At 68.1% G+C, this 19,803-nt stretch carries 16 protein-coding genes; 9 read left to right on the forward strand and 7 right to left on the reverse strand.

Annotation, left to right across the window (positions count from 1 at the left end; translation table 11 throughout):
- Positions 1-53: 53 nt before the first annotated feature.
- Positions 54-1,199 (reverse strand): MFS transporter, encoded by a 1,146-nt coding sequence (locus tag ACQ4MJ_RS20530; RefSeq protein ID WP_431151461.1) that lies wholly within the window; start codon positions 1,197-1,199, stop codon positions 54-56.
- A gap of 66 nt (positions 1,200-1,265) precedes the next feature.
- Here ACQ4MJ_RS20530 and ACQ4MJ_RS20535 point away from each other — a divergent pair, with 66 nt between their 5' ends.
- The gene (locus ACQ4MJ_RS20535; RefSeq protein WP_431153163.1) at positions 1,266-2,213 is read left to right on the forward strand and encodes a LysR substrate-binding domain-containing protein; all 948 of its coding nucleotides are present in this window, start codon (positions 1,266-1,268) and stop codon (positions 2,211-2,213) included.
- Between the two features lie 48 nt (positions 2,214-2,261).
- On the opposite strand, the gene ACQ4MJ_RS20540 is transcribed toward ACQ4MJ_RS20535, so the two are convergent.
- From ACQ4MJ_RS20540 to pssA, 3 genes are read right to left on the reverse strand one after another with little or no spacing between them, the layout of a single operon-like run.
- Complete coding sequence (locus ACQ4MJ_RS20540) at positions 2,262-3,104, reverse strand: PhzF family phenazine biosynthesis protein (protein ID WP_431151460.1); 843 nt, start codon at positions 3,102-3,104, stop codon at positions 2,262-2,264.
- Between the two features lie 58 nt (positions 3,105-3,162).
- The gene (locus ACQ4MJ_RS20545; protein WP_147433790.1) at positions 3,163-3,528 is read right to left on the reverse strand and encodes a hypothetical protein; all 366 of its coding nucleotides are present in this window, start codon (positions 3,526-3,528) and stop codon (positions 3,163-3,165) included.
- A gap of 55 nt (positions 3,529-3,583) precedes the next feature.
- Positions 3,584-4,210, reverse strand: a complete 627-nt coding sequence (pssA, locus tag ACQ4MJ_RS20550; RefSeq protein WP_055397283.1) for a CDP-diacylglycerol--serine O-phosphatidyltransferase — start codon at positions 4,208-4,210, stop codon at positions 3,584-3,586.
- Between the two features lie 257 nt (positions 4,211-4,467).
- Between pssA and ACQ4MJ_RS20555 the strand changes: the two genes are divergently transcribed.
- The gene (locus ACQ4MJ_RS20555) at positions 4,468-6,420 is read left to right on the forward strand and encodes an AMP-binding protein (protein ID WP_431151459.1); all 1,953 of its coding nucleotides are present in this window, start codon (positions 4,468-4,470) and stop codon (positions 6,418-6,420) included.
- Between the two features lie 90 nt (positions 6,421-6,510).
- Complete coding sequence (locus tag ACQ4MJ_RS20560; RefSeq protein WP_431151458.1) at positions 6,511-7,506, forward strand: Bug family tripartite tricarboxylate transporter substrate binding protein; 996 nt, start codon at positions 6,511-6,513, stop codon at positions 7,504-7,506.
- Between the two features lie 212 nt (positions 7,507-7,718).
- Here the strand turns inward: ACQ4MJ_RS20560 and ACQ4MJ_RS20565 are convergent, their stop codons facing one another.
- A complete protein-coding gene (locus tag ACQ4MJ_RS20565; protein ID WP_431151457.1) occupies positions 7,719-9,794 on the reverse strand; it encodes an acetoacetate--CoA ligase in 2,076 nt (691 codons plus the stop codon).
- 314 nt (positions 9,795-10,108) lie between these two features.
- On the opposite strand from ACQ4MJ_RS20565, the gene ACQ4MJ_RS20570 reads away from it, so the two are divergent.
- From ACQ4MJ_RS20570 to ACQ4MJ_RS20580, 3 genes are all read left to right on the forward strand, one after another.
- Positions 10,109-12,523 (forward strand): LamG-like jellyroll fold domain-containing protein, encoded by a 2,415-nt coding sequence (locus tag ACQ4MJ_RS20570; protein ID WP_431151456.1) that lies wholly within the window; start codon positions 10,109-10,111, stop codon positions 12,521-12,523.
- A gap of 111 nt (positions 12,524-12,634) precedes the next feature.
- A complete protein-coding gene (locus ACQ4MJ_RS20575; RefSeq protein WP_055396204.1) occupies positions 12,635-13,246 on the forward strand; it encodes a TetR/AcrR family transcriptional regulator in 612 nt (203 codons plus the stop codon).
- A gap of 235 nt (positions 13,247-13,481) precedes the next feature.
- Positions 13,482-14,381, forward strand: coding sequence for an alpha/beta fold hydrolase (locus ACQ4MJ_RS20580; RefSeq protein ID WP_431151455.1), 900 nt, complete (start codon positions 13,482-13,484; stop codon positions 14,379-14,381).
- Positions 14,382-14,550: 169 nt separating this feature from the next.
- Here the strand turns inward: ACQ4MJ_RS20580 and metC are convergent, their stop codons facing one another.
- Positions 14,551-15,705, reverse strand: coding sequence for a cystathionine beta-lyase (gene metC, locus ACQ4MJ_RS20585; RefSeq protein ID WP_431151454.1), 1,155 nt, complete (start codon positions 15,703-15,705; stop codon positions 14,551-14,553).
- A gap of 59 nt (positions 15,706-15,764) precedes the next feature.
- Here metC and ACQ4MJ_RS20590 point away from each other — a divergent pair, with 59 nt between their 5' ends.
- The 3 genes from ACQ4MJ_RS20590 (at position 15,765) to ubiM (ending at position 18,589) form a co-directional block, all read left to right on the forward strand.
- Positions 15,765-16,568, forward strand: coding sequence for an AraC family transcriptional regulator (locus tag ACQ4MJ_RS20590; RefSeq protein ID WP_431151453.1), 804 nt, complete (start codon positions 15,765-15,767; stop codon positions 16,566-16,568).
- A 134-nt stretch (positions 16,569-16,702) separates the two neighbouring features.
- Positions 16,703-17,119 (forward strand): hypothetical protein, encoded by a 417-nt coding sequence (locus ACQ4MJ_RS20595; RefSeq protein WP_082437353.1) that lies wholly within the window; start codon positions 16,703-16,705, stop codon positions 17,117-17,119.
- A gap of 192 nt (positions 17,120-17,311) precedes the next feature.
- Entirely contained in the window at positions 17,312-18,589 is a 1,278-nt protein-coding gene (gene ubiM, locus ACQ4MJ_RS20600; protein ID WP_431151452.1) for a 5-demethoxyubiquinol-8 5-hydroxylase UbiM, read from the forward strand.
- A 34-nt stretch (positions 18,590-18,623) separates the two neighbouring features.
- Here the strand turns inward: ubiM and ACQ4MJ_RS20605 are convergent, their stop codons facing one another.
- The gene (locus tag ACQ4MJ_RS20605; protein ID WP_431151451.1) at positions 18,624-19,583 is read right to left on the reverse strand and encodes a class I SAM-dependent methyltransferase; all 960 of its coding nucleotides are present in this window, start codon (positions 19,581-19,583) and stop codon (positions 18,624-18,626) included.
- Positions 19,584-19,803: the final 220 nt, after the last annotated feature.

The raw sequence follows: 19,803 nt of genomic DNA on the forward strand, positions 1-19,803 counted from the left end.
ACTTCTCCAAAACGGAAGGTTGTAAAAAAGGGGGGCGATGGCCGATCCGCGCCTCATCCGTTGCTGCGCGGCGCCCAGCAGGCGATGGCCGTGACCGACAGCAACAAGGCTGCGACGCCATACACCCAGGCGGACGGCGCAATGGGCAGCAGCACCCCCGCCAGCACCGGGCCCACACCGGCACCCAGGTCCCGCCAGACCGACCGCGTTGCCAGGGCCTGGATGCGCCCCGGCCCCGGTGTGCGGCGCGCGACCAGCGGCGGCAACAGCGGCAGCAGCAGGGCCCGCAAAATCACGATGGCCAGTGCGCTGGTCCACAGCCACCCCAGGCCAAAACCCACCAGGGCCAGCGACGTGAGCACCGCGAAACCCACGAGCAGCACTTCGGCGCCATAGCGCTCGGCCAGGTCGCCACCCACCGCACTCAGCACGATCTCGGCGAGGTAGCGAACCGACAGCAACAGCCCCGCCACGACCACCGGATGGCCTGGCAGCACATCGCGGCCCAGGTACGACAGGCCGATGATGAACAGGCCGTCCAGCACCAACCCCTCAACGAACGAAAAGCGGTCCAGGCGACCCGGCAACCTGTCCCAGCGCTTGGGCGGTGGCGGCAGAGCATGCGGCTGGGCGGGCAAATGCCGCGTGGCCAGCAAGGCGCACAACGCGACGGCGGCAAACACCCAGAAGATCGCCCGGGGCTCCCACCACAGCGCGCAGACACCCCCCGCAGGCAGGGCCAGCATGGGCCCCAGCGCTGCAAAGGCGCGCGACTGCCCGGCGCGGCGCGCTGCGCCCAGAGGCTCGGCCGTGGCCAGCGCCTGCGTGGCGAGGTTCAGCGCCGCAAACGCCAGGCCCCACAGCAGCCGCAGGCCCAACAAGGCGATGAAGCCGCTGAGGGTGGCGTACCCCAGCGCACACGCGGCGGCGGCCAGCACGGCCAGCGAGCAGGTGAGGCGCTCGCCATGGCGGGCATAGAACCGCGCCACCGCCCCGTAGCCCGCAATGCGCACGAGGCGATTTGCGGCCAGCAGAATGCCCGCCTCGAACAGGGTGACGCCAAACGCCGGGGCAAACATCGGCAGCAGCAGGTAGAGCACCGTGTCCCCGGGGAGTGACAGGCCCAGCGCCAAGGCGGCGCGGCGCGAGTGGTGGTCTGAGGCCAAGGTGTTGTCTGAAGGCTGTGGCATGGCCCGCATGGTGCGCGGCAGTGCCGGGCGCGACAAACGATATTGCTGCGCGCCATGCGTGACAAAATTGCACGCATGCCACCCCGCCTGCCCCCGCTGAACGCCGTCCGCGCCTTTGCAGCGGCGGCGCGCCACCAGAGCTTTACCCGCGCCGCGCTGGAGCTGCACGTCACCCACAGCGCCATCAGCCGCCAGATCAAGGCGCTGGAATCCCACCTGGGCGTGGAGCTGTTCGAGCGCAAGACGCGGCAGGTGCTGCTCACGGCAGCAGGGCATCAGTTTCACGCGCAGGTCGGGCCCGCGCTGGCGCAAATCGGCGCCGCCGCCCAGTCGCTGCGGGGCGATGCCGGGCTGCGCAGCGTCAAGATCAATGTGCGGCCCAGCTTTGCGGTGCGCTGGCTGATCCCTAGGCTGCCGGGTTTTGTGGCCCAGCACCCGGACATCGAGCCCCAGGTCATCACCAGCACGCTGGCACCCGACCACGCGGCCGAGGCCTTCGACCTGGCCCTGCGGCGCGGCCCGCGCGGGTGGCCGCCAGGCATGCAGATCCACCCGTTTCTGGAAGACGAAGCGCTGGTGGTGGGGTCGCCGACGCTGTTCGCCCAGCGCCCGGTCACGCGGCCCGAGGCGTTGTCGTCCCACGTGCTGCTGCTGTCCAAGTCGCGCAGCAAGGACTGGGAAAGCTGGAAGAAGCAGGTGGACCTGCCAACACTCCAGCCCGCCAGCTGCCTGCAGTTTGACCATCTGCACTTTGTGCTGCAGGCCGCCGTGGATGGGCTGGGCTTTGCGATGGCCCCGGTGTCGCTGATTGCCCACGACCTGGCCTCGGGGCGGCTGGTGTCGCCCCTGCCCAGCTTGCGGCTGCCGCTGACCCGGCACTACTTCGGCACGGCCCCGGACCCGTCGCCGGAGACGCTGTGTCTGGTGCAATGGCTTCGGCAAGAGATGGACGCGCTGCCAGGTGCGCTGCCGCCGTCAGGGCCGGGGCGCACAGCGCAACATTCAAGTCAAAACAAGCCCTAGCGCTTTACCATCAAGCGCTAAAAGCTATATTATTTGTAGCAAGAAACGTTATTCGCCGTCGCTCATCCACCGTGCCGTGCCCGACACGCGGATGGAGCTGCCCGCCACCGGCCCGATCTCGGCGCGCAGGCGCGAGCGCATGCCCATGTCCTCGCCCTGTACCACATCGATGGCGCCGCCATGCGGCCAGCCCAGGTCGCGCAGGTAGCCCGCCAGTGCGGCCGTGGCGGCGCCCGTGGCCGGGTCTTCCAGCACGCCGCCCGAGGCAAAGGCATTGCGGGTGTGCAGCAGCCGGTCCGACTCCACCCACACCAGCACGATGGTCACCAGCTTGGCGTTCACCATCAGCGTGCGGCCGGCGTCCAGCGCGTAGTGCATGGCCGCCAGCGCCGCACGGCTGCGCAGGGCCAGCACCAGGTGGTCCGCACCGCCATGGATGAGCGCGGGCGGGATGCGCGGGTCCAAATCGGCCGCGCTGAGGCCAAACAGGGCCAGCGCGTCGGCCAGCAACGTGGCAGGCACAGGCCCGCTGCGCGTGGGGGGCGACTGCAGCGCCGCCTGCACCAGATCGCCCTGGCGGCGGCCTTCGACCGTGATCTCGGCCTGGCTCAGCGACAGCGCAAACACGCCGTCGCCCTCGCGCTGCGCCAGCGCGGCGCCCAAGGCAATGGTGGCGTGGCCACAAAAGGGCACCTCGCTCTCGGGCGCAAAGTAGCGCACGCGCCAACGGCCATCGCCCAGTGGGGCGGCAAACGCGGTTTCAGAAAAGCCGACCTCGGCAGCGATGCGCTGCATATCAGCGGGGGCAGGCAGCTCGTCACCGATCCACACACCGGCGGGGTTGCCGCCCTGCGCGCCGTCGGAAAACGCTGCGATTTTTTGAAGAGACATGGTGATGAAGCAAGGGAGAAGATGGATTTGTCAAACGGCCCAACCGCTGCAACAGCGCTCAACGCAGCATCGTGACGCAAAAATGAACAATGAGCGCAGAGGCCAATAACACCCCACCCAAACGCAACGATATCCACTGAAACGCCTCGTACGCGCGCTCATTGTCACGACGATCCAGATGGTCCACCACGACGGCCAGAAGCCCCAGCACCCCACAAACCATGGCCCCTAGTGCGAGCCACATAGGGCCATCGCTCAGCACAACCAGCGATCTGCCTCGGCCTGCAGAAAGCTTCAGCTGGTTGGAATAGACCGCAGCCGCACCCGATGCGACAAGGCACATCGCGAGCGCCGCATTCCGTACCAGGTGCTCACGGCGAAAACGATTGGGGACATGCTTGGCTCTTTTGGCAGTCGGCTTCATGGATTGCCACCATGGAAAAGTGCGGGGCTCAGCGCCGTGCCGAGTGTCGAGTGGCTCAGAGCTTGGGAATGCGAATCCGGCTGATCATCAACGAGCCCGACACCGCAAACAGCAGCACCAGCGGGTGCAGCGTAAAGCCGCCAATGAGCACCTTGCCAAACCACAGGCTCTCGCGCACAGCGCCCAGATAGGCGGCCAGGGCCATCAACGCCACCAGCATGATCGAGGTGGGAATCGGCGTGCCTTCAAAGTATTTGACCTTGCCGTCGTCGCCCGACAGGGTTTCGGCCGTGACGTTGTAGCGCGCCAGGCGCGACACGCCACAGGCCACGAAGTAGGCCAGCACGATGCGGTCATACAGGCCCTGCATGCCGCAGCCGTAGGCAATGATGGCGGGCGCTACGCCGAAGGAGATCACGTCGGCCAACGAATCCAGCTCGCGGCCCATGGCTGAACTCTTCTGTCGCCAGCGCGCGATGCGGCCGTCCAGCACATCAAAGATCAGCGCGGCCAGCACCAGAGCGCACGCAAAGTACACATGCAGCACGTCGTTCGTTTCCAGGTACGACATGACCGAGAACAGCGCGCCCACGCCGCAGACCGCATTGCCCAGCGTGAACCAGTCGGCGAGGTGGAACTCACGGATCATCGAAAAACGTTTGGGCGGCTGCGGAGTGTTCATGGAGGGAAGGCGCGCGGCGGGGCGCGCAGTGGCAATCAACAAGGTCCATTATGGGTGTGCCGCAGCACCACCCGGCGCTGAGAGCTTGCGGACGGTCTCGCAGGGGGTCCTGAACCCTCTCTGACATCTGCGTGACTGCTTTTGCGCCGGCACACAGACAGACTGTGGCCACGCGGCGGGCGCAGCCGGGTAGGACGATGCCGCATCCGCCCCCCGCCGGTGACCGACCCGCAGCCCCATCAGACCCGAGACCCGCCATGCGCCTCCCACAGATGCCCCCGCTCCACACGCCTTTCTCCCCCGGTCCCCCGGTGCGCAGCCTGCAGGATGTAGAACGGCATGAAGCCCGCCCTCTGGCCGAAGCGCTGCCAGTGCAAAGCACCTACGAAATCTTTGTGAATTCGGCGGCGGCGTTTGGCGACAAGACGGCGCTGAGCTTTTTGCCCACGGCCGACCCCGCAGACGAACCCATCCGCTGGTCGTATGCGCAGCTGCTCACCGGCATCCACCAGACAGCCAACCTGCTGCACCACCTTGACGTGGGCCCGCAGGATGCCGTGGCCGTGCTGCTGCCCGGCTGCCTGGAATACCACCTGGCCCTGTGGGGCGGCGAGGCGGCGGGCATCGTGCAACCACTCAACCCCATGCTCACCGACGAGAAGATCGCAGCCATGATGACCCTGGCGGGTGCCAAGGTGCTGATTGCCTATGGCGGCGAAGGTGATGTGGGCTACTGGAGCAAGGCGCTGCGCCTGCGCGCCCTGGTGCCCACACTCACCACCGTGTTGCGTGTGGCCCCCCACACGGAAGCCCCCGGCGCGGCGGGCCCGCTGCCTGCCGGTGTGGTGGACCTGGCCGAACGCCACCAGCACCCTGGCGACCACCTGGTGAGCGGTCGCCACATTGCCGCCACCGACATCGCGGCGTACTTTCACACCGGCGGCACCACCGGCGCGCCCAAGCTGGCGCGCCACAGCCACGGCGCACAGGTGTTCACGGCCTGGGGCAGCGTGCAGATGCAGGGCATACGGCCCGAGGACGTGGGCATCAACGGCTACCCGCTGTTCCATGTGGCAGGCGTGCTGCCGGGCTCGCTCGCGGCGCTGTCGGCGGGGGTGGAGACCATCATCCCCACGACCGGCCTGTTCCGCAACCGCGAGGTGATCGCCAACTACTGGCGGCTGGTGGAGCGCTACCGCTGCACCTACCTGTCGGCCGTGCCCACGGTGCTGGCGGCGCTGGCCAACGTGGGGCTGGGCGGCGCCGATATCTCCACGCTGCGTTACTGCCGCACGGGTGCGGCCATCCTGGCGCCCGAGCTGGCGGCGCGGTTTGAGCGCCTGTTTGGCCTGCACATCCACGAAAGTCTGGGCATGACGGAGATGGCGGGCATCGCCACCATCACCCCGCCGGGCGTGCGCGCGCCCGCAGGCTGCGTGGGCTGGCGGTTGCCCTACACGCAGCTGCGCGTGGTGGCGCTCGATGCGCAGGGCAATGCGTCCGACCAGGACCTGCCACCCGGCCAGCCGGGCATGGTGCTTTTCCAGTCCCCCAACCTGTTCTCGGGTTTTCTCGACGCGGCCGACACGGCCAAGGCGTTTACCCACGATGGCTGGCTGGCCACCGGCGACCTCGGCTTTGTGGACGACCAGGGTCGCCTGCACCTGAGCGGTCGTTCCAAGGACCTCATCATCCGCAGCGGCCACAACATCGACCCCAAGGTGATCGAAGACGCGCTGGGCGCCCACCCCGCCGTGCAGCTGTGCGCCGCCGTGGGTGCGCCCGACGCCTATGCGGGCGAGCTGCCCGTGGTCTACGCCACGCTGGTGCCCGGTGCACAGGCCGTGACCGAGGCCGAACTGCTGGCCTTCACCGCCGAACGCGTGGACGAAGCCGTGGCCCGCCCGCGCTGGGTGCAGGTGCTGGAGACCATGCCCGTGACGAACGTGGGCAAGATCTACAAGCCCGAGCTGCGCCAGCGCGCGGCCTGCCACACGGTGCAAGCGCTGGTCGATGGGGTGTGCGGACCCGTCACGAACGGCCTCCGTCCCCAGGTGCAGCCCGAAGGCGACAACGCGGTGCGTGTGGCTGTGGCCCCCTGCGCACAGGCAGACGCACTGGCCGCCCGCCTGCGCGAGGTGCTCGCGCCCCTGCCAATCACCGTGCGCATCACCACCGCCCCCGCCGCAGGGAGCCCCCAGACCTCATAAGCCCATGGCGTGACAGCCAAGCCCCGGCCCGCCACCATGCATGCGGAGCCCGCTGAGTAAATTTTGATAACCATGACAGGAGACAAACCGATGCCCTTCCACCCCCTGATGTCCCGCCGCACCTGGCTCGGCGCCGCAGCGCTGGCCGCCGCCTGCACTGGCACGACCGCCTTCGCGCAGGCCTACCCCAACAAGCCCATCAAGATCGTGGTGCCGTTTGCCGCTGGTGGCGCCACCGACGTGCTGGCGCGTGTGCTGGCCGAGAAGATGGCCGTAGGCCTGGGCCAGCCCATGGTCATCGACAACAAGCCCGGCGCGGCCGGCATCATCGGCACCGACGCGGTGGCCAAGGCTGCGCCCGACGGCTACACGCTGCTGCTGGGCCTGAGCAACTCCATGCTCACCAACCAGTTCCTCTATACCAAGCTGCCCTACAGCCCCGAGAAGGACATCGCGCCCATCTACCAGATCGCCATCGCGCCGCTGGTGCTGGTGGCGCACCCGAGCGTGACCGCATCCACGGGGCCCGAATTGCTCAAATACGTGGTGGCCAACAAGGGCAAGGTAGCCTACGGCTCGTATGGCACGGGCGCGTACCCGCACCTGGCCGGGGCCTACATGAGCCTCACGCAGAACGCCGACATGAGCCACGTGGCCTACCGGGGCGAGGCGCCCATGGTGCAGGACCTGCTGGGCGGCCAGATCCAGATCGCGTTTGCCAGCGCGCTGCAGGCCAAGCCCCACATCGAGGCGGGCAAACTCAAGGCCATTGGCGTGAGCGGCGAGCGCCGCATGGGCACCCTGCCCAACGTGCCCAGCCTGGCCGAACAGGGCCTGAACGACGAGGCCTACCGCGTGGCGGGCTGGCTGGCGTTTGGTGCCCCCGCAGGCACGCCGCCCGCCATCCTGGAGCGCATTGCCGACGAGGTGCGCAAGACCACGCAGCTGCCCGATGTGGCCCAGCGTATTGCGGCCATGGGTTTTGATGTGCAGAACAGCTCGCCCGCGCTGTTCTCCGCCGCGATTGCCAAAGAGCGGCCGGTGTGGGAGCGCTTGATCAAGGCGTCCGGCGCGAAACTTGACTAACCCCCTGAGGCGCTGCGCGCCTTCCCCCTGAAGGGGGACGCCGCCAGCGCGGCGGGGCGGCCCTTGCGCGGCGGCACTGGCATGGCGTCACGCCCTGAGGCGAGCAGTCAGGAGAAACAGGGCGGCTGGAACCAAGGACGGCCAGGCACCCCACGGATAGGACAATTTCAAATAAAAACAGGCTCCTGCGCTTTTCCCCAAAGCGCAGGTAGCTATGTTTTTTGCATCGACTTCGCCCGCTGCGCCGCAAACGCCACATACCAGTCCAGGCACCCAGGATTCGCCATCGCGTCCTTGTTCACTACCTTTTCGATCGGCTGGCCCAGCAGCAGTTTCTTGATGGGCAGCTCCTGCTTCTTGCCGCTCAAGGTGCGCGGCACCTCGGCCACGGCAAAGATGTCGTCGGGCACAAAACGCGGGCTCAGCGCCGTGCGCACGGCACCGTTGATGCGCGCGCGCAGGGCGTCGTCCAGCGCGTAGCCAGGGCGCAGCACCACAAACAGCGGCATGTAGCTCTCGCGGCCCAGGTACTCCAGGTCCACCACGAGGCTGTCGAGCACTTCGGGCAAGGCCTCCACCGCGCTGTAGATCTCGCTCGTGCCCATGCGCAGGCCGTGGCGGTTGATGGTGGCGTCGCTGCGGCCATAGATCACGCAGCCGCCGTTAGCGCCGATCTTGAGCCAGTCGCCATGTCGCCACACCGCGCCCATGCTCGCGGGGCCGTCGCCACCGCCGGGCTGGCGGCCGTGGCCTGCGGGGTACATGTCGAAGTAGCTCGACAGGTAGCGGCTGCCGTCCTGGTCGCCCCACAGAAACAAAGGCATCGACGGGATGGGCTGCGCGCAGACCAGCTCGCCCACCGCGTCCTGCACGGGGCGGCCCTCGGCGTCCCAAGACTCCACGGCAGCGCCCAGCATGCGGCATTGCATCTCGCCGGGCACCTGCGGCATCTCGCGGTTGCCGCCGATGAAGGCGCCGCAGAAGTCGGTGCCGCCCGAGATGTTGTTCCACCAGATATCGTGCGTACCCAGCGCCTCGAACTGCGCCGTGCCCCACTCCTGCACCTCGGGCGACAGCGGCGAGCCGGTGGTGCCCAACGCGCGGATGCGCGTCAGATCGCCAAAGTCGGCCAGCGTGATGCCCGCCTTCATGCAGTTGGCAAAAAACGCCGCGCCCGCGCCGAAAAAGGTCACCCCCGTCTCGGCCGCAAAGCGCCACAGCACGCCCCAGTCCGGGTGGTCCTTGCTGCCGCCGGGGTTGCCGTCGTAGATCACGCAGGTGGTGCCCGAGAGCAGGCCGCTGAGCTGCGCGTTCCACATCACCCAGCCGGTGGAGCTGTACCAGTGGTAGCGCTCGCCCAAGCTGTTGGGTTCGTAGCTGCAGCCGATGTCGTTGTGCAGCACCTTGAGCTGCAGCGCCACCAGCACCGTGCCGCCATGGCCGTGCACGATGGGCTTCGGGAGCCCCGTGGTGCCGCTGGAATAAACGATCCATAGCGGGTGGTCAAACGGCAGCCACATCGGTTCAAACCCTGCGGTCTCCGCATCATTTTGTGCCGTAGCGCTTGTCCAGCCTACACAACCAGCTATCGAAACAGAAGCATTCAGATTACCCAGCAACACCGCATGCTGCACGCTGGGCAGGTCGGCGCGCAGCTCGGCCAGCACGCCAGTGCGGTCGTGGTCACGCCCGCTGTAGGTCACGCCGTCCACGGCGATCAGCACCTTGGGCTCGATCTGGCGGAAGCGGTCGAGCACTGCGTGCGTGCCCATGTCGGGCGCGCAGATGCTCCACACGCCGCCGATGCTCACCGTGGCCAGAAAGGCGATCATGGCCTCGGGCACGTTGGGCAGGTAGGCGGCCACGCGGTCGCCGGGCTGGATGCCCTGGGCCTTGAGGTGCAGCGCCAGCGACGCGACTTGGCGGCGCAGCTCGGGCCAGCTCAGCTCGCGGTGGTTGCCTTTTTCGTTGCGACTGATGATGGCGGGCAGACCCGCTGCGTGCGCCGCATCGACGTGGCGCAGCGCCTGGCGCGCGTAGTTGACCTGAGCGCCAGGAAACCACAACGCACCGGGCATGGTGTTCTTGCCCAGCACGGCGGTGTGGGGGGTGGGCGATTCGATCTGGAAATAGTCCCACACGCTTTGCCAGAACGCATCCAGCTCGGTGGTGGACCAGCGCCACAGCGCGTCGTAGCTGTCGAACTGCAGGCCGCGCTGGTCACGCAGCCAGTTCTGGAACAGGCGGATCTGGGGAACGTAAGGCGGGGATTTGGTATTTGTCTCCATGGCGACGCAGCGTAGCATCGCATCCGGGCGCGGACCAGCCGTATCCGTCCCCGGCTTGACACTTGCAGTCAGCGGCGCAAAGGCGTTCGATCCCAGCCCATGGCAAGCAAGCTGCGCGCTATTAATTACTTTAATGACAATATTGGACTAACCAAATTGTTCATTTTCCCGTTCTTGTCTGTGAGCGCTGGGCATAAAACCCGGCACACCGCCCATTTTTCGCAGGGCGCCCTGCCTGGCACAACGTTTGCCTTGAATTGCCGATGGACCGACCAAAAGGCACGGAACTCTGCCCACCCCAATCTCCCAAAGCAATGAACCAAGAACTGAACAACGGCACGAATTTCACGGCCCGGCGCCGGGTACTCAAGGGAATGGCCGCCATGCCGCTGGCCGGCACGCTGGTGGCCTGTGGTGGCAACCCGGCCGACGCCACCAACACACCGCCCACCACCTCCGCGCCCATTGGCGGGGACACCCCGCCTCCCGCGCCAACGCCAGGTACCACGCCCCCCACAGCACCACCGGCGCCGGCAGTGCCCCCCACCGTGCCGCCTTCCCCCGCGACGCCGCCCTCCACACCGCCTGGCACCCCGCCTCCGCCTTCGGCCCCCCCACCCCCTGCAGCGCCACCGCCTCCCCCCGCAGCGCCACCACCGCCACCACCACCACCACCACCACCACCACCCCCTCCTCCTCCTCCTCCTCCTCCTCCTCCACCACCTCCACCACCTCCTCCACCTCCACCATCGCCGCCGCCTCCGGCCCCCAGCGCCTTGGTGCATCCCGGTCTACTGCACGCCCAAGCCGATCTGCAGCGCATGGCAGAGAAGGTCGGTGCGAACCTGCAGCCGTGGCTTGGGGGCTGGAACATCCTGCTCGCCGGCCGCCGCGCCAACCTGAACGCCACGCCATTCCCGCTGGAGGTGGTCATCCGCGGCGTGGCCGGGGCGGAAAACTACGGCGTGATGATCGTGGACATGATGCGTGCCTACCACCTGGCACTGCGCTGGCACATCTCGGGTGACGAAGCGTATGCCCGGGATGCGGTGAAGTTCCTCAACGCCTGGTCCTCCACGCTGAAGGAACTGGGCGGCAATTCCAACCTGTTCCTCTCCTCTGGCTTGTATGGCACACAGTGGGCCAATGCGGCCGAGCTGATGCGCAACTATCCCGGCTGGGCGCCAGAGGACCGCACCCGCTTTCAGGACATGCTGCTCAAGGTGTTCTACACGCGGGCCCTTGACTTCATCAACAACCACAACGGCTCGGAAACCCGCAAGGTCACCCACTACTGGGCCAACTGGGACCTGGCCAACCTCTGCGCCGTGTATGCCATCGGCGTGTTCTGCGACCGGCCGGACATCACGGCCAAAGCGGTGCACTACTACAAGAACGGCCGGGGCACGGGGGCTTCTGCACACAATGTCTACTACCTGCACCCGGGGCACCTGGGCCAGTGGCAGGAGACGCACCGCGACCAGGGCCACTCCACGCTGGGCATCGCGCTGGCGGGCTGCTTGTGCGAAATGGCCTGGAACCAGGGCGAGGACCTGTACGGCTATGCCAACAACCGCCTGCTGGCAGGTGCGGAATACGTGGCTCGCAACAACCTGACCGACCCGGCCACGATGCCCTTCGTGCCATACACCGGCGTCCATGGCACAGGCACGGGCGCGGCTGGCACGGGCGCCCGCCGCCCCTGCTTTGAGCGGATCTACCACCATTATGTGAGCCGCAAGGGCCTGTCGGCCCCGTGGACGAAAGCGATACTCGACCAGATGCGGCCGGAACGCATCGACGGTGGCGACGATCCCGGCATGGGCACGCTGCTGTACACACGCAGCGCCGTCCCGCCAGCGCCCCCCACGGGCCTCACAGCCTTCCTGAGTGCCGGCAAGGTGCTGCTGTCATGGTGGGGCAGCGCGGACGCCACGCACTACCTGGTCCAGCGGTCCGCCTCACGCACCGGCCCCTTCACCACCATTGCCCAGGTCACCGAGCCTCGCACCTACACCGATGCGCCAGCCCAGGGTACCTGGCACTACCGCATCAGCGCTGTAACCCCCCAGGGCGAGCGCTTGGGCGCCGACGTCGCCCGCGTGGCCTTCCCGGGCGAGTTGTGGCTGCACCTGCCCATGAATGGCAACGCCGATGACGCCAGCGGCAACGGGCGGCATGCCAAGTTGGTGGGAGGGACTTCCTTCGACACGGGACGCGCTGGCGGGAACTGCGCGGTGTTTGACGGAAACAACGGCTACGTGGCGCTGCCTGACGGGGCGGTGTTGGCCCTGGGCGACTTCACCGTGGCGACCTGGGTCCAGGTGGAAACCACCGCCGCCAACACCCGCATCTTCGATTTCGGCTCGGACGATGTGGCCTACATCGCGCTGACCCCGCGCAATGGAGACCAAAAACTCCAATTGATGGCCTCGCGGGATCAGTTCTGGCCCGCTCAGCCCTTGGTCGCAGACCCGTTGCCCACGGGTCGCTGGGTGCACGTGGCCGTCACCCTCGTGGGAACGGTGGGCACACTGTATGTGGACGGCGTGCAGGTCGCCACCCACAACGAGGTCTGGATGAACCCCTACCAGATGGGCCACACCACCCACACCTGGCTGGGGCGCTCGCAGTACGGCGGGGACCGGTACTTCAAGGGCCGCATGCAGGACTTCCGCGTCTACAGCGGCGCATTGACGGCGCTGAGCATCGCGGCCCTGGCCCAGTAGCGCAGGCAGAGAGCCCGGCCCATGCCGGTGCCTCCGCGGGCGGTCGCCGCACAAAGCACTGCAGACAACAGGGCTTGATTGATTTCGCACAGTTGTGCTAAATTTCGCCCCATGGATGCCAAGACCCAGAAATCAGAACTCACCCGCGCGGCCATTGTGGGCGCAGCGCTGGACCTGGCTGCGGCCGAAGGGCTGGAGTCGATCACGCTGCAGGCCGTGGCCGACCGCGTGGGTCTGTCCAAGAGCGGCGTGTTCTCGCGCGCCGGCTCGCGCGAGGCGCTGCAGAAGGCGGTGATCGAGGAGTTTGGCCGCCGCTTCCTGGCCGATGTGTTTGTGCCCGCCATGCAGCACCCCAAGGGCCTGCCGCGCCTCCAAGAAATCGTGCGCCGCTGGATTGCCCGCACGCGCGATGTGGAGGCTTTCACCGGCTGCATCTACACCGCAGGGGCGTTCGAGCTGGACGACCGCGAAGGCGAGCTGCGCGACCTGCTGCATTCAGAGATCACACGCTGGCGCGCGGCACTGCGCCGCACGGTGATCCAGTCCATCGAGGCCGGGCACCTGCCCGCCGACACCCCGCCCGACCAGCTGGTGGGCGAGATCTATTCCATGATCATGGGCTTGTTGCACGACGTCCGCTTCCTGCGCGATCCGCAGGCAGTGTCACGCACCGAGGCGTCCTGGGCGCGCCTCGTCAAGAGCTACCTCCCTTCCCCCGCCTGAGACGCGGTGGTGTGACAGGGAGACCTCTTGTTTTTTATGTCCCAATTTCGCACAACCGTGCGAAGAAAGGAACCACCATGTTGATCATCCTGGGCATTGCCGCCATTGCGGCCGCAGTGGGCGCCATCCGGTCGCTGTGCAGCACCCTCACCAGCCTCCCGCGCAGCAACCGGGACTGGGTCTTTTTCTGAGGTGCGCGCCGCGCGCCCCACTCCATCCCTTCAGGAACCCCACCATGAACACCTCCTCTTCATCCACCGCCCTGCGGGCCACGTCCAGCTTCTACGGCGAACACCCCGCCATGCGCCTTGTGCGCCTGACCCTGGGCGCCACCGAGCGACTGTGGCCCGCACTGGCCGTGCGCGTGGCTGCGCGCCTGTTTGGCACGCCCCTGCCCCTGCGCAAACCCGGCCGCCAAGCCGTGCCGCCAGGCCACTGGCGCACAGAGCGCTGGCCGTTTGAAGACGCCGAGATCACGCTGTACCTGCCCCAGGCCCAGCCGCACGGCCCCACGGTGCTCCTGCTGCACGGCTGGGGCGGGCATGCGCGCCAGATGCTGCCGCTGGCCGATGCCCTGGCAGCGCGCGGCCTGCGCCCGGTGCTGGTGGACCTGCCTGCGCACGGTGGCAGCCGGGGCCGCGTGAGCAACCTGCCCCAGTTCGCCCGCGCCATCGAATACGCCACCGCCCGCCTGCACGCGCAGGACTCGGCGCCCCATGCCGTGGTGGCCCATTCGCTGGCTGCCAACGCAGCGGCGCACGCGGCCAGCCGGGGCCTGGCCACCCAGCGACTGGTGCTGCTGGCACCGCCCGCGTCGCCGCACGAATACACGCGCCTGTTCGCCCAGGTGTTCGGCCTTTCGGAGCGCACGCGTGCCGCCCTGCAGCGGCGCATCGAAGCCCGAGAAGGCATCCTGATGCGCCAGTTCGAGCCCCCGGCTGTGGGCCCACGCATCGCGCTGCCCACGCTGGTGGTGCACGACCGGGGCGACCGCATCAACCGCTTTGCCGATGGCGAGGCCTACCGCGACCACATCCCGGGCGCCACGCTGCTGGCCACCGAGGGGCTGGGGCACCGCAAGATCCTGCAGCAGGTAGAGGTGCTTCAGTCGGTGGTGGACTTCGTAGCGAGCTAGTGTCCCGAATTGGAAATTCGTTTCATAAAGACGTCGAGAATCGCCGCCATGCTGCGTTGCAAATCCTCGCGATAGCACCTGCTATCGCTGTGGTTTGCGCCTTGCCTGACGACGATTTCGACATCTTTATTTCATCAACGGACTTCCAACTCGGGACACTTGGCGCCGGTCAGCCCAGACCGCTGAGCGCTTGTGCCAAGTCCGCGCGCAGGTCGCGGGCGTCTTCCAGCCCCACATGCAGGCGGACAAGGCGACCCTCATCCGGCAGCGTTGCCAGGTGGCGCTGGTCATAGGGCACAGCGGGCAGCACCAGGCTTTCGTACCCGCCCCAGCTGGTGCCCAGGCCAAAGAGCGCAAGCGCGTCGATGAACGCAGCAAATGCGGCTTCACTGCAGGGCGCCAGCTCAAAGGTGAACGGCCCCGCGGCGCCCGAAAACTGCGCGCGCCAAAGCGCGTGGCCCGGGTCGGAGGGGAGCGCCGGGAACAGCACGCGCCGGACCTGCGGCTGCTCTTGCAGCCACTGGGCCGTCGCCAGCGCGGTCTGCTGGTGCCGTTCGAGCCGCACCGCCAGGGTGCGCAGGCCGCGCAGCGCGAGCCAGCACACATCGGGCGCCGCGTGGGCGCCGCTGCGGTCGCAAAAGCGCCGGGTGCTGGCCAGGTCTGCGTGCGAACCCGTGATGAGCCCCAGCATGAGGTCGGAATGCCCGTTGATGTATTTGGTGGCCGAATGGATGGCGATGTGCACACCCAGGGCGTGGGCGTCAAAAAACACCGGCGTGCCCCAGGTGGCATCCACCGCCACCGGGATGTGGCGCTGGCGTGCCGCCGCGCACACGGCGCTCGCGTCCAGCATCTCCATGGTCAGCGACGCGGGGGTTTCGATGTAGACCAGGCTGGTGTTGTCCCGCAGGTAGGGCGCGATGTCGGCGCCTTCCGGAAAGTACTCGACGGTGGTGCCCTGCGGCACCAGTTCCTGGTCGCAGAAGATGCGCGTGGGCCCGTACACACCCTGGTTCAGCAGCAGGTGGCGGCCCGGCCCCGCATGGGCACTGAGCACGGCCACGATGGCCGCCAGTCCGCTGGCCGTGGCCAGGCAGGTTTCTGCGCCCGACAACGCGGCCATGCAGCGCTGCAGCTCAAACGTGGTGGAGGTGCCCGAGCGGCCGTAGCGCGGCGAGTCGAACACGGTCTGGTGGTGCGCGTGTTTGTAGGCAGCCAGGGTGTCGAACACGACGGTCGAGGCCCGCACCAGCGGCGGGTTGATGGCCTGGGCGGCGCGGGCCGTCTGGCGGCCCGAATGGACAAGGAAGGTGGTGGTGTGCATGGGCTGGGGGCAGGTTTCGGGGAAGGAGTGGGGAGGAGGTGGTTTCATAATAGGACGGCATGTCAGCACCAGAACGCCAACAAACATCGCCAGGGCGCCAAGACGCCGGCCTGTGGGCCACGCTGGCAAAAACGCACGCGGCCGGCACGCTTTTGCCAGCGCACCAGCACCGCAGCGGCCAGCTGGTGTTTGCCACGCGGGGCGTGATGCTGGTGGAGACACCCCACGCGCGCTGGACCGTGCCGCCGCAGCGGGCGCTGTGGGTGCCCCCGCACCACGCCCATGCGATCGAAATCCTCTCCGCCACCGACCTGCGCACGGTGTACTGCCAGCCGGCGCTGGTGGCGCAGTGCGCATCGTTTGCGCGCCGGGACGAGGTGCACGCAGTGATCGCGTCGCCGCTGATCCAGCAGCTGGTGCTGGGGCTCTTCAACGGCGGGTTCGACCACCCCACGCGGCAGTTGATGGTGTCCCTGCTGCTGCATACGCTGCAGCACACGCCCTGCCTGCCCACCCACCTGCCGATGCCTGCCAGCGAAGGGCTGCGGCGCGCGCTCGCGCTGTTGCTGCAGGCCCACCAGTGGCAGCTCTCGCTGCACGAACTCGCGGCCGAGGCCGCGATGTCCGACCGCACCTTCACCCGGCGCTTCACGGCGGAAGCGGGCCTGAGCTTTCGCGCCTGGCGCCAGCGTGCGCGCATCATTGCCTCGCTCGATCTGCTGGCCTCGGGCCGCCCGGTCAAGGGCATCGCACACGCCCTGCAGTTCGAGAGCCCCGCCGCGTATATCGCCTCGTTCCGCACGCTGCTGGGCTGCACACCGAACACCTTCCGCCAGGGACAGCGCGGCGACACGCACCCATAGCCCCCGTACAGGCAGACCCTGCCCTGGGGCGGCACTGGGTGCCGGGAGCCTCCTCTATCATTCGCAGTCCGCAGCCCTGGCGCTGCCCGACACACTCTCCGATCCGCCCCCACCTTCTTCCGATGCATCTCCTCATGTCCGCCTGGCCTGCCCTGGCCCTGCTGCTGCCCGCCCTGGTGCTGGTGTCGGCCATCTACTTCCTGGCCAAGGGCGACCGCAGGGCGTTTGCGCAGCTACTGGCCCTGCTGGCCTGCTGGGTCATCGGTGCGTTGCTGATGGAGTTCTTCATCTTCATGGCGGCACGCATGGCACGTTCGGGCAGCGCGGCCATGCCGGTGCTGGGCACGGGCACACGCCAGCTGCTGGAGACCATGGCCAGCCCGCGCTCCATCGCCGCACCACCGCTGTCGCTGGCCGCCATGGCGGCCTACAGCGTGCTGGCGGCGTACCTGTGGGTGCTGGTCACCTGGGGGCTGCACCTGCGCGGCAAGCCAGCGGGTGGCGCCCGCAAGAAGCCCGCCAAGGGCGCGCGCAAACCGGCACGCTCGTAACGCACCATAATTTTTGATGTTTTAAGGCCCTAGCGCTTATCCCGTATCATTTTTTAGCTATTTAATTTATAGCATTCAGGCACACTGCCTTGATGCAGGGCAAACCGCCGCGCGGAGTGCCCGCCCACAATGGCAAGCCCCACCCCACGGTTGCAGGGTGGATGCCGGGCTGCTTCGCCCGGTCTTCTTGCCATGACCTCCTCCTCACACAGCGACGTTCTCATCGTCGGCGCGGGCCCTGCGGGCCTGTCGCTGGCCATTTCCCTGGCGCAGGCCGGGTTCACCACCACCGTGGTCGAACAGCAGTCTGAGGCCACGCTGGCCCACCCCGCGCCCGATGGCCGCGAGATCGCGCTCACCCACCCCAGCGTGGCCACGCTACAGCGGCTAGGCACCTGGGCCGGCCTGGCGCCCCACGAGGTGGGCACCATCCGCGAAGCGCAGGTGCACGACGGCCCGCTGGGCCAGCGCAGCGCCCTGCAGCTGGGCACCCAGGGTACGGGGCTGGAGGCTCTGGGCTTCATCGTGCCCAACCACGCACTGCGCCGCACGGCCTATGCCGTGGCGGCACGCACACCGGGTGTCCGCATCGTGACCGGCGCCCAGGTGGTGCGCGTGGCCACGCAGTCCACCCATGCCGAGCTGGAGTACTTGCCCCAGGCTTCCGCCGTTGCCCCCAGCGATGGCCCTGCGCCATCGCCACAGCGTCTGCAGGCCCCGCTGCTGGTGGCGGCGGACAGTCGCTTCTCGGCCACGCGGCGGCAGCTGGGCATTGGCGCACGCATGACGGACTTTGGCCGCACCGTGATCGTTTGCCGCATGCGCCATGCCCAACCCCATGGCGGCGTGGCGCACGAGTGTTTTGGCTATGAACGCACGCTGGCGGTGCTGCCCTTGCCCAATGACCCCCAAGAGGGGCATGCGCTGTGCTCGGTGGTGGTCACGGCGGGCACTGCCGACGCAGGTGCGCTGATGGCCCAGAGCCCGCAGGCCTTCGCCGCTACGGTGCAGGCCCAGCTGGGCGACCGCCTGGGGCCTTTGCAGCTGGAGGGCGAACGCCACGCCTACCCGCTGGTGGCCGTGTATGCACAGCGTTTTGCAGACCACCGCTGCGCGCTGCTGGGCGACGCCGCTGTGGGCATGCACCCCGTGACGGCGCATGGCTACAACCTGGGTCTGGCCGGTGTGGAACGCCTGACAGCCGCCGTGGTGGCGGCCCGCAGCCAGGGCCACGACATCGGCAATGGCGAAGCCCTGGCCACCTATGCGCGGGCGCACCACCGCCACGCATGGCCGATGTACGAGGGCACCAATGCCATCGTGCGGCTGTATACCGACACGCGCCCCGTGCCGCGCCTGCTGCGGCAGCTGGTGCTGCAGGGCGCGCGGCGGCTGCCGCCGCTGCAGGCCGCCATCGTGGGGCAGCTGACGGGCAAGACGCCGGTGTGGGCGCAGCTGGCGCGCTCCTAGGAGCGTGCTGCCAAGCAGCCACCGGCGAGCAGCTTTACGCGCCGTCCACGCCGAGAGTCGCCATGCCATACAGCGGCGCCCCCAGCCACGGCCACCACAACGTTTCCAGCACCACACCCGGCCAGCCATAACACTCCGACACGCTCTGCTGGCGCAGCAGCGCCAGGCGCGGGTGTGCGGCGGCCAGCTCGTCCATGCTGCCCACGCCCCAGTGGAACTCCGCCCCCGTGGGTCCCACGCTGGCGTGCTGCGCCGCGCGGCCCACGGCACGGTGTGTCATGACATCAATCACCAGGCGCGAGCCTTCCGGCGCGCACTGCGCAAACTCGCGCAGCACGGCCTGCACCTGCGCGGGCTGCAGGTACATGAGCACCCCTTCGCAGACGATGAACACCGGCTGCACGCCCGCACCGTCGCCTTCCCCTTCCTCCTTAGGCAGCCCCAGCCGCTGCCACCAGCCAGGCTGCGTGATGTCCACCGTGGCATGGCGCGTGCGCGGGCAGCGCACCGGCAGCAGCTCGCGGCGCAGGTCCATGACCTCGGGCAGATCAGCATCGAGCCACTGGTTGGCGCCCGTATCGAGCCACTGAAAGTGGTGCGACAGGCCACAGCCCAGGCTCACGCCGCCAGCCTTCGGGTGCGCAAGGAAGAAACTGCGGCCCGCATCCTTGATGGCGCGCGTGCGCCACAGTACGTTGAGCACCGTGGGCAAGTCGTCCAGGCACGGTTCCACATCGGCACCCAGGCGCTCCACCAGGCTGGTGGCCACCACGTCGTTGCAGGCCAGCCAAGGAAAGTAACGGCTCCCCCGCGCGCGCGCTGCCAGCGGGATCAGCAGGGTGCTGGGCACGGCCCGCAGGTGTGCGCGCTGCAGCAGGCAGGGGGTAGCGGCGTCGGAGGCAGCGGCGCCATCCCCCGCGTTCTCAGGGTTGCGCTGCGCCGGGGCGGCGGTGGTGCGGGCACGGCGTCGGGTTGGGGGCGGATGCGGCTGCAAGGTCCTCTCCTCCTGTGGCCACCGGGTGCCACGGCTGGTTGGTTGTTTGCGACGGGGCCCACCAGAACACAGGCCTGCGCCATTGTGAACGGGTTGGAGTGTGGTGCGGGGGATGGGCTGGGTGCGTGAAGGGACACCTTCACGCCCTCCATCCGGCTCTGCCGCTGTGTCAACGCTCCATGATCCGCGCAAACGCAAGTGGCCGCCAGAGCCTGCGTGG

The organism is Acidovorax facilis (genome assembly GCF_050626955.1).
Lineage (GTDB): Bacteria > Pseudomonadota > Gammaproteobacteria > Burkholderiales > Burkholderiaceae_C > Acidovorax > Acidovorax facilis.

Excerpts from the sequence above, each read along its gene's own strand:
- ACQ4MJ_RS20530 (WP_431151461.1), bottom strand. The coding sequence starts at position 1,199 with ATGCGGGCCATGCCACAGCCTTCAGACAACACCTTGGCCTCAGACCAC.
- ACQ4MJ_RS20535 (WP_431153163.1), top strand. The coding sequence starts at position 1,266 with ATGCCACCCCGCCTGCCCCCGCTGAACGCCGTCCGCGCCTTTGCAGCG.
- ACQ4MJ_RS20540 (WP_431151460.1), bottom strand. The coding sequence starts at position 3,104 with ATGTCTCTTCAAAAAATCGCAGCGTTTTCCGACGGCGCGCAGGGCGGC.
- ACQ4MJ_RS20545 (WP_147433790.1), bottom strand. The coding sequence starts at position 3,528 with ATGAAGCCGACTGCCAAAAGAGCCAAGCATGTCCCCAATCGTTTTCGC.
- pssA (WP_055397283.1), bottom strand. The coding sequence starts at position 4,210 with ATGAACACTCCGCAGCCGCCCAAACGTTTTTCGATGATCCGTGAGTTC.
- ACQ4MJ_RS20555 (WP_431151459.1), top strand. The coding sequence starts at position 4,468 with ATGCGCCTCCCACAGATGCCCCCGCTCCACACGCCTTTCTCCCCCGGT.
- ACQ4MJ_RS20560 (WP_431151458.1), top strand. The coding sequence starts at position 6,511 with ATGCCCTTCCACCCCCTGATGTCCCGCCGCACCTGGCTCGGCGCCGCA.
- ACQ4MJ_RS20565 (WP_431151457.1), bottom strand. The coding sequence starts at position 9,794 with ATGGAGACAAATACCAAATCCCCGCCTTACGTTCCCCAGATCCGCCTG.
- ACQ4MJ_RS20570 (WP_431151456.1), top strand. The coding sequence starts at position 10,109 with ATGAACCAAGAACTGAACAACGGCACGAATTTCACGGCCCGGCGCCGG.
- ACQ4MJ_RS20575 (WP_055396204.1), top strand. The coding sequence starts at position 12,635 with ATGGATGCCAAGACCCAGAAATCAGAACTCACCCGCGCGGCCATTGTG.
- ACQ4MJ_RS20580 (WP_431151455.1), top strand. The coding sequence starts at position 13,482 with ATGAACACCTCCTCTTCATCCACCGCCCTGCGGGCCACGTCCAGCTTC.
- metC (WP_431151454.1), bottom strand. The coding sequence starts at position 15,705 with ATGCACACCACCACCTTCCTTGTCCATTCGGGCCGCCAGACGGCCCGC.
- ACQ4MJ_RS20590 (WP_431151453.1), top strand. The coding sequence starts at position 15,765 with ATGTCAGCACCAGAACGCCAACAAACATCGCCAGGGCGCCAAGACGCC.
- ACQ4MJ_RS20595 (WP_082437353.1), top strand. The coding sequence starts at position 16,703 with ATGTCCGCCTGGCCTGCCCTGGCCCTGCTGCTGCCCGCCCTGGTGCTG.
- ubiM (WP_431151452.1), top strand. The coding sequence starts at position 17,312 with ATGACCTCCTCCTCACACAGCGACGTTCTCATCGTCGGCGCGGGCCCT.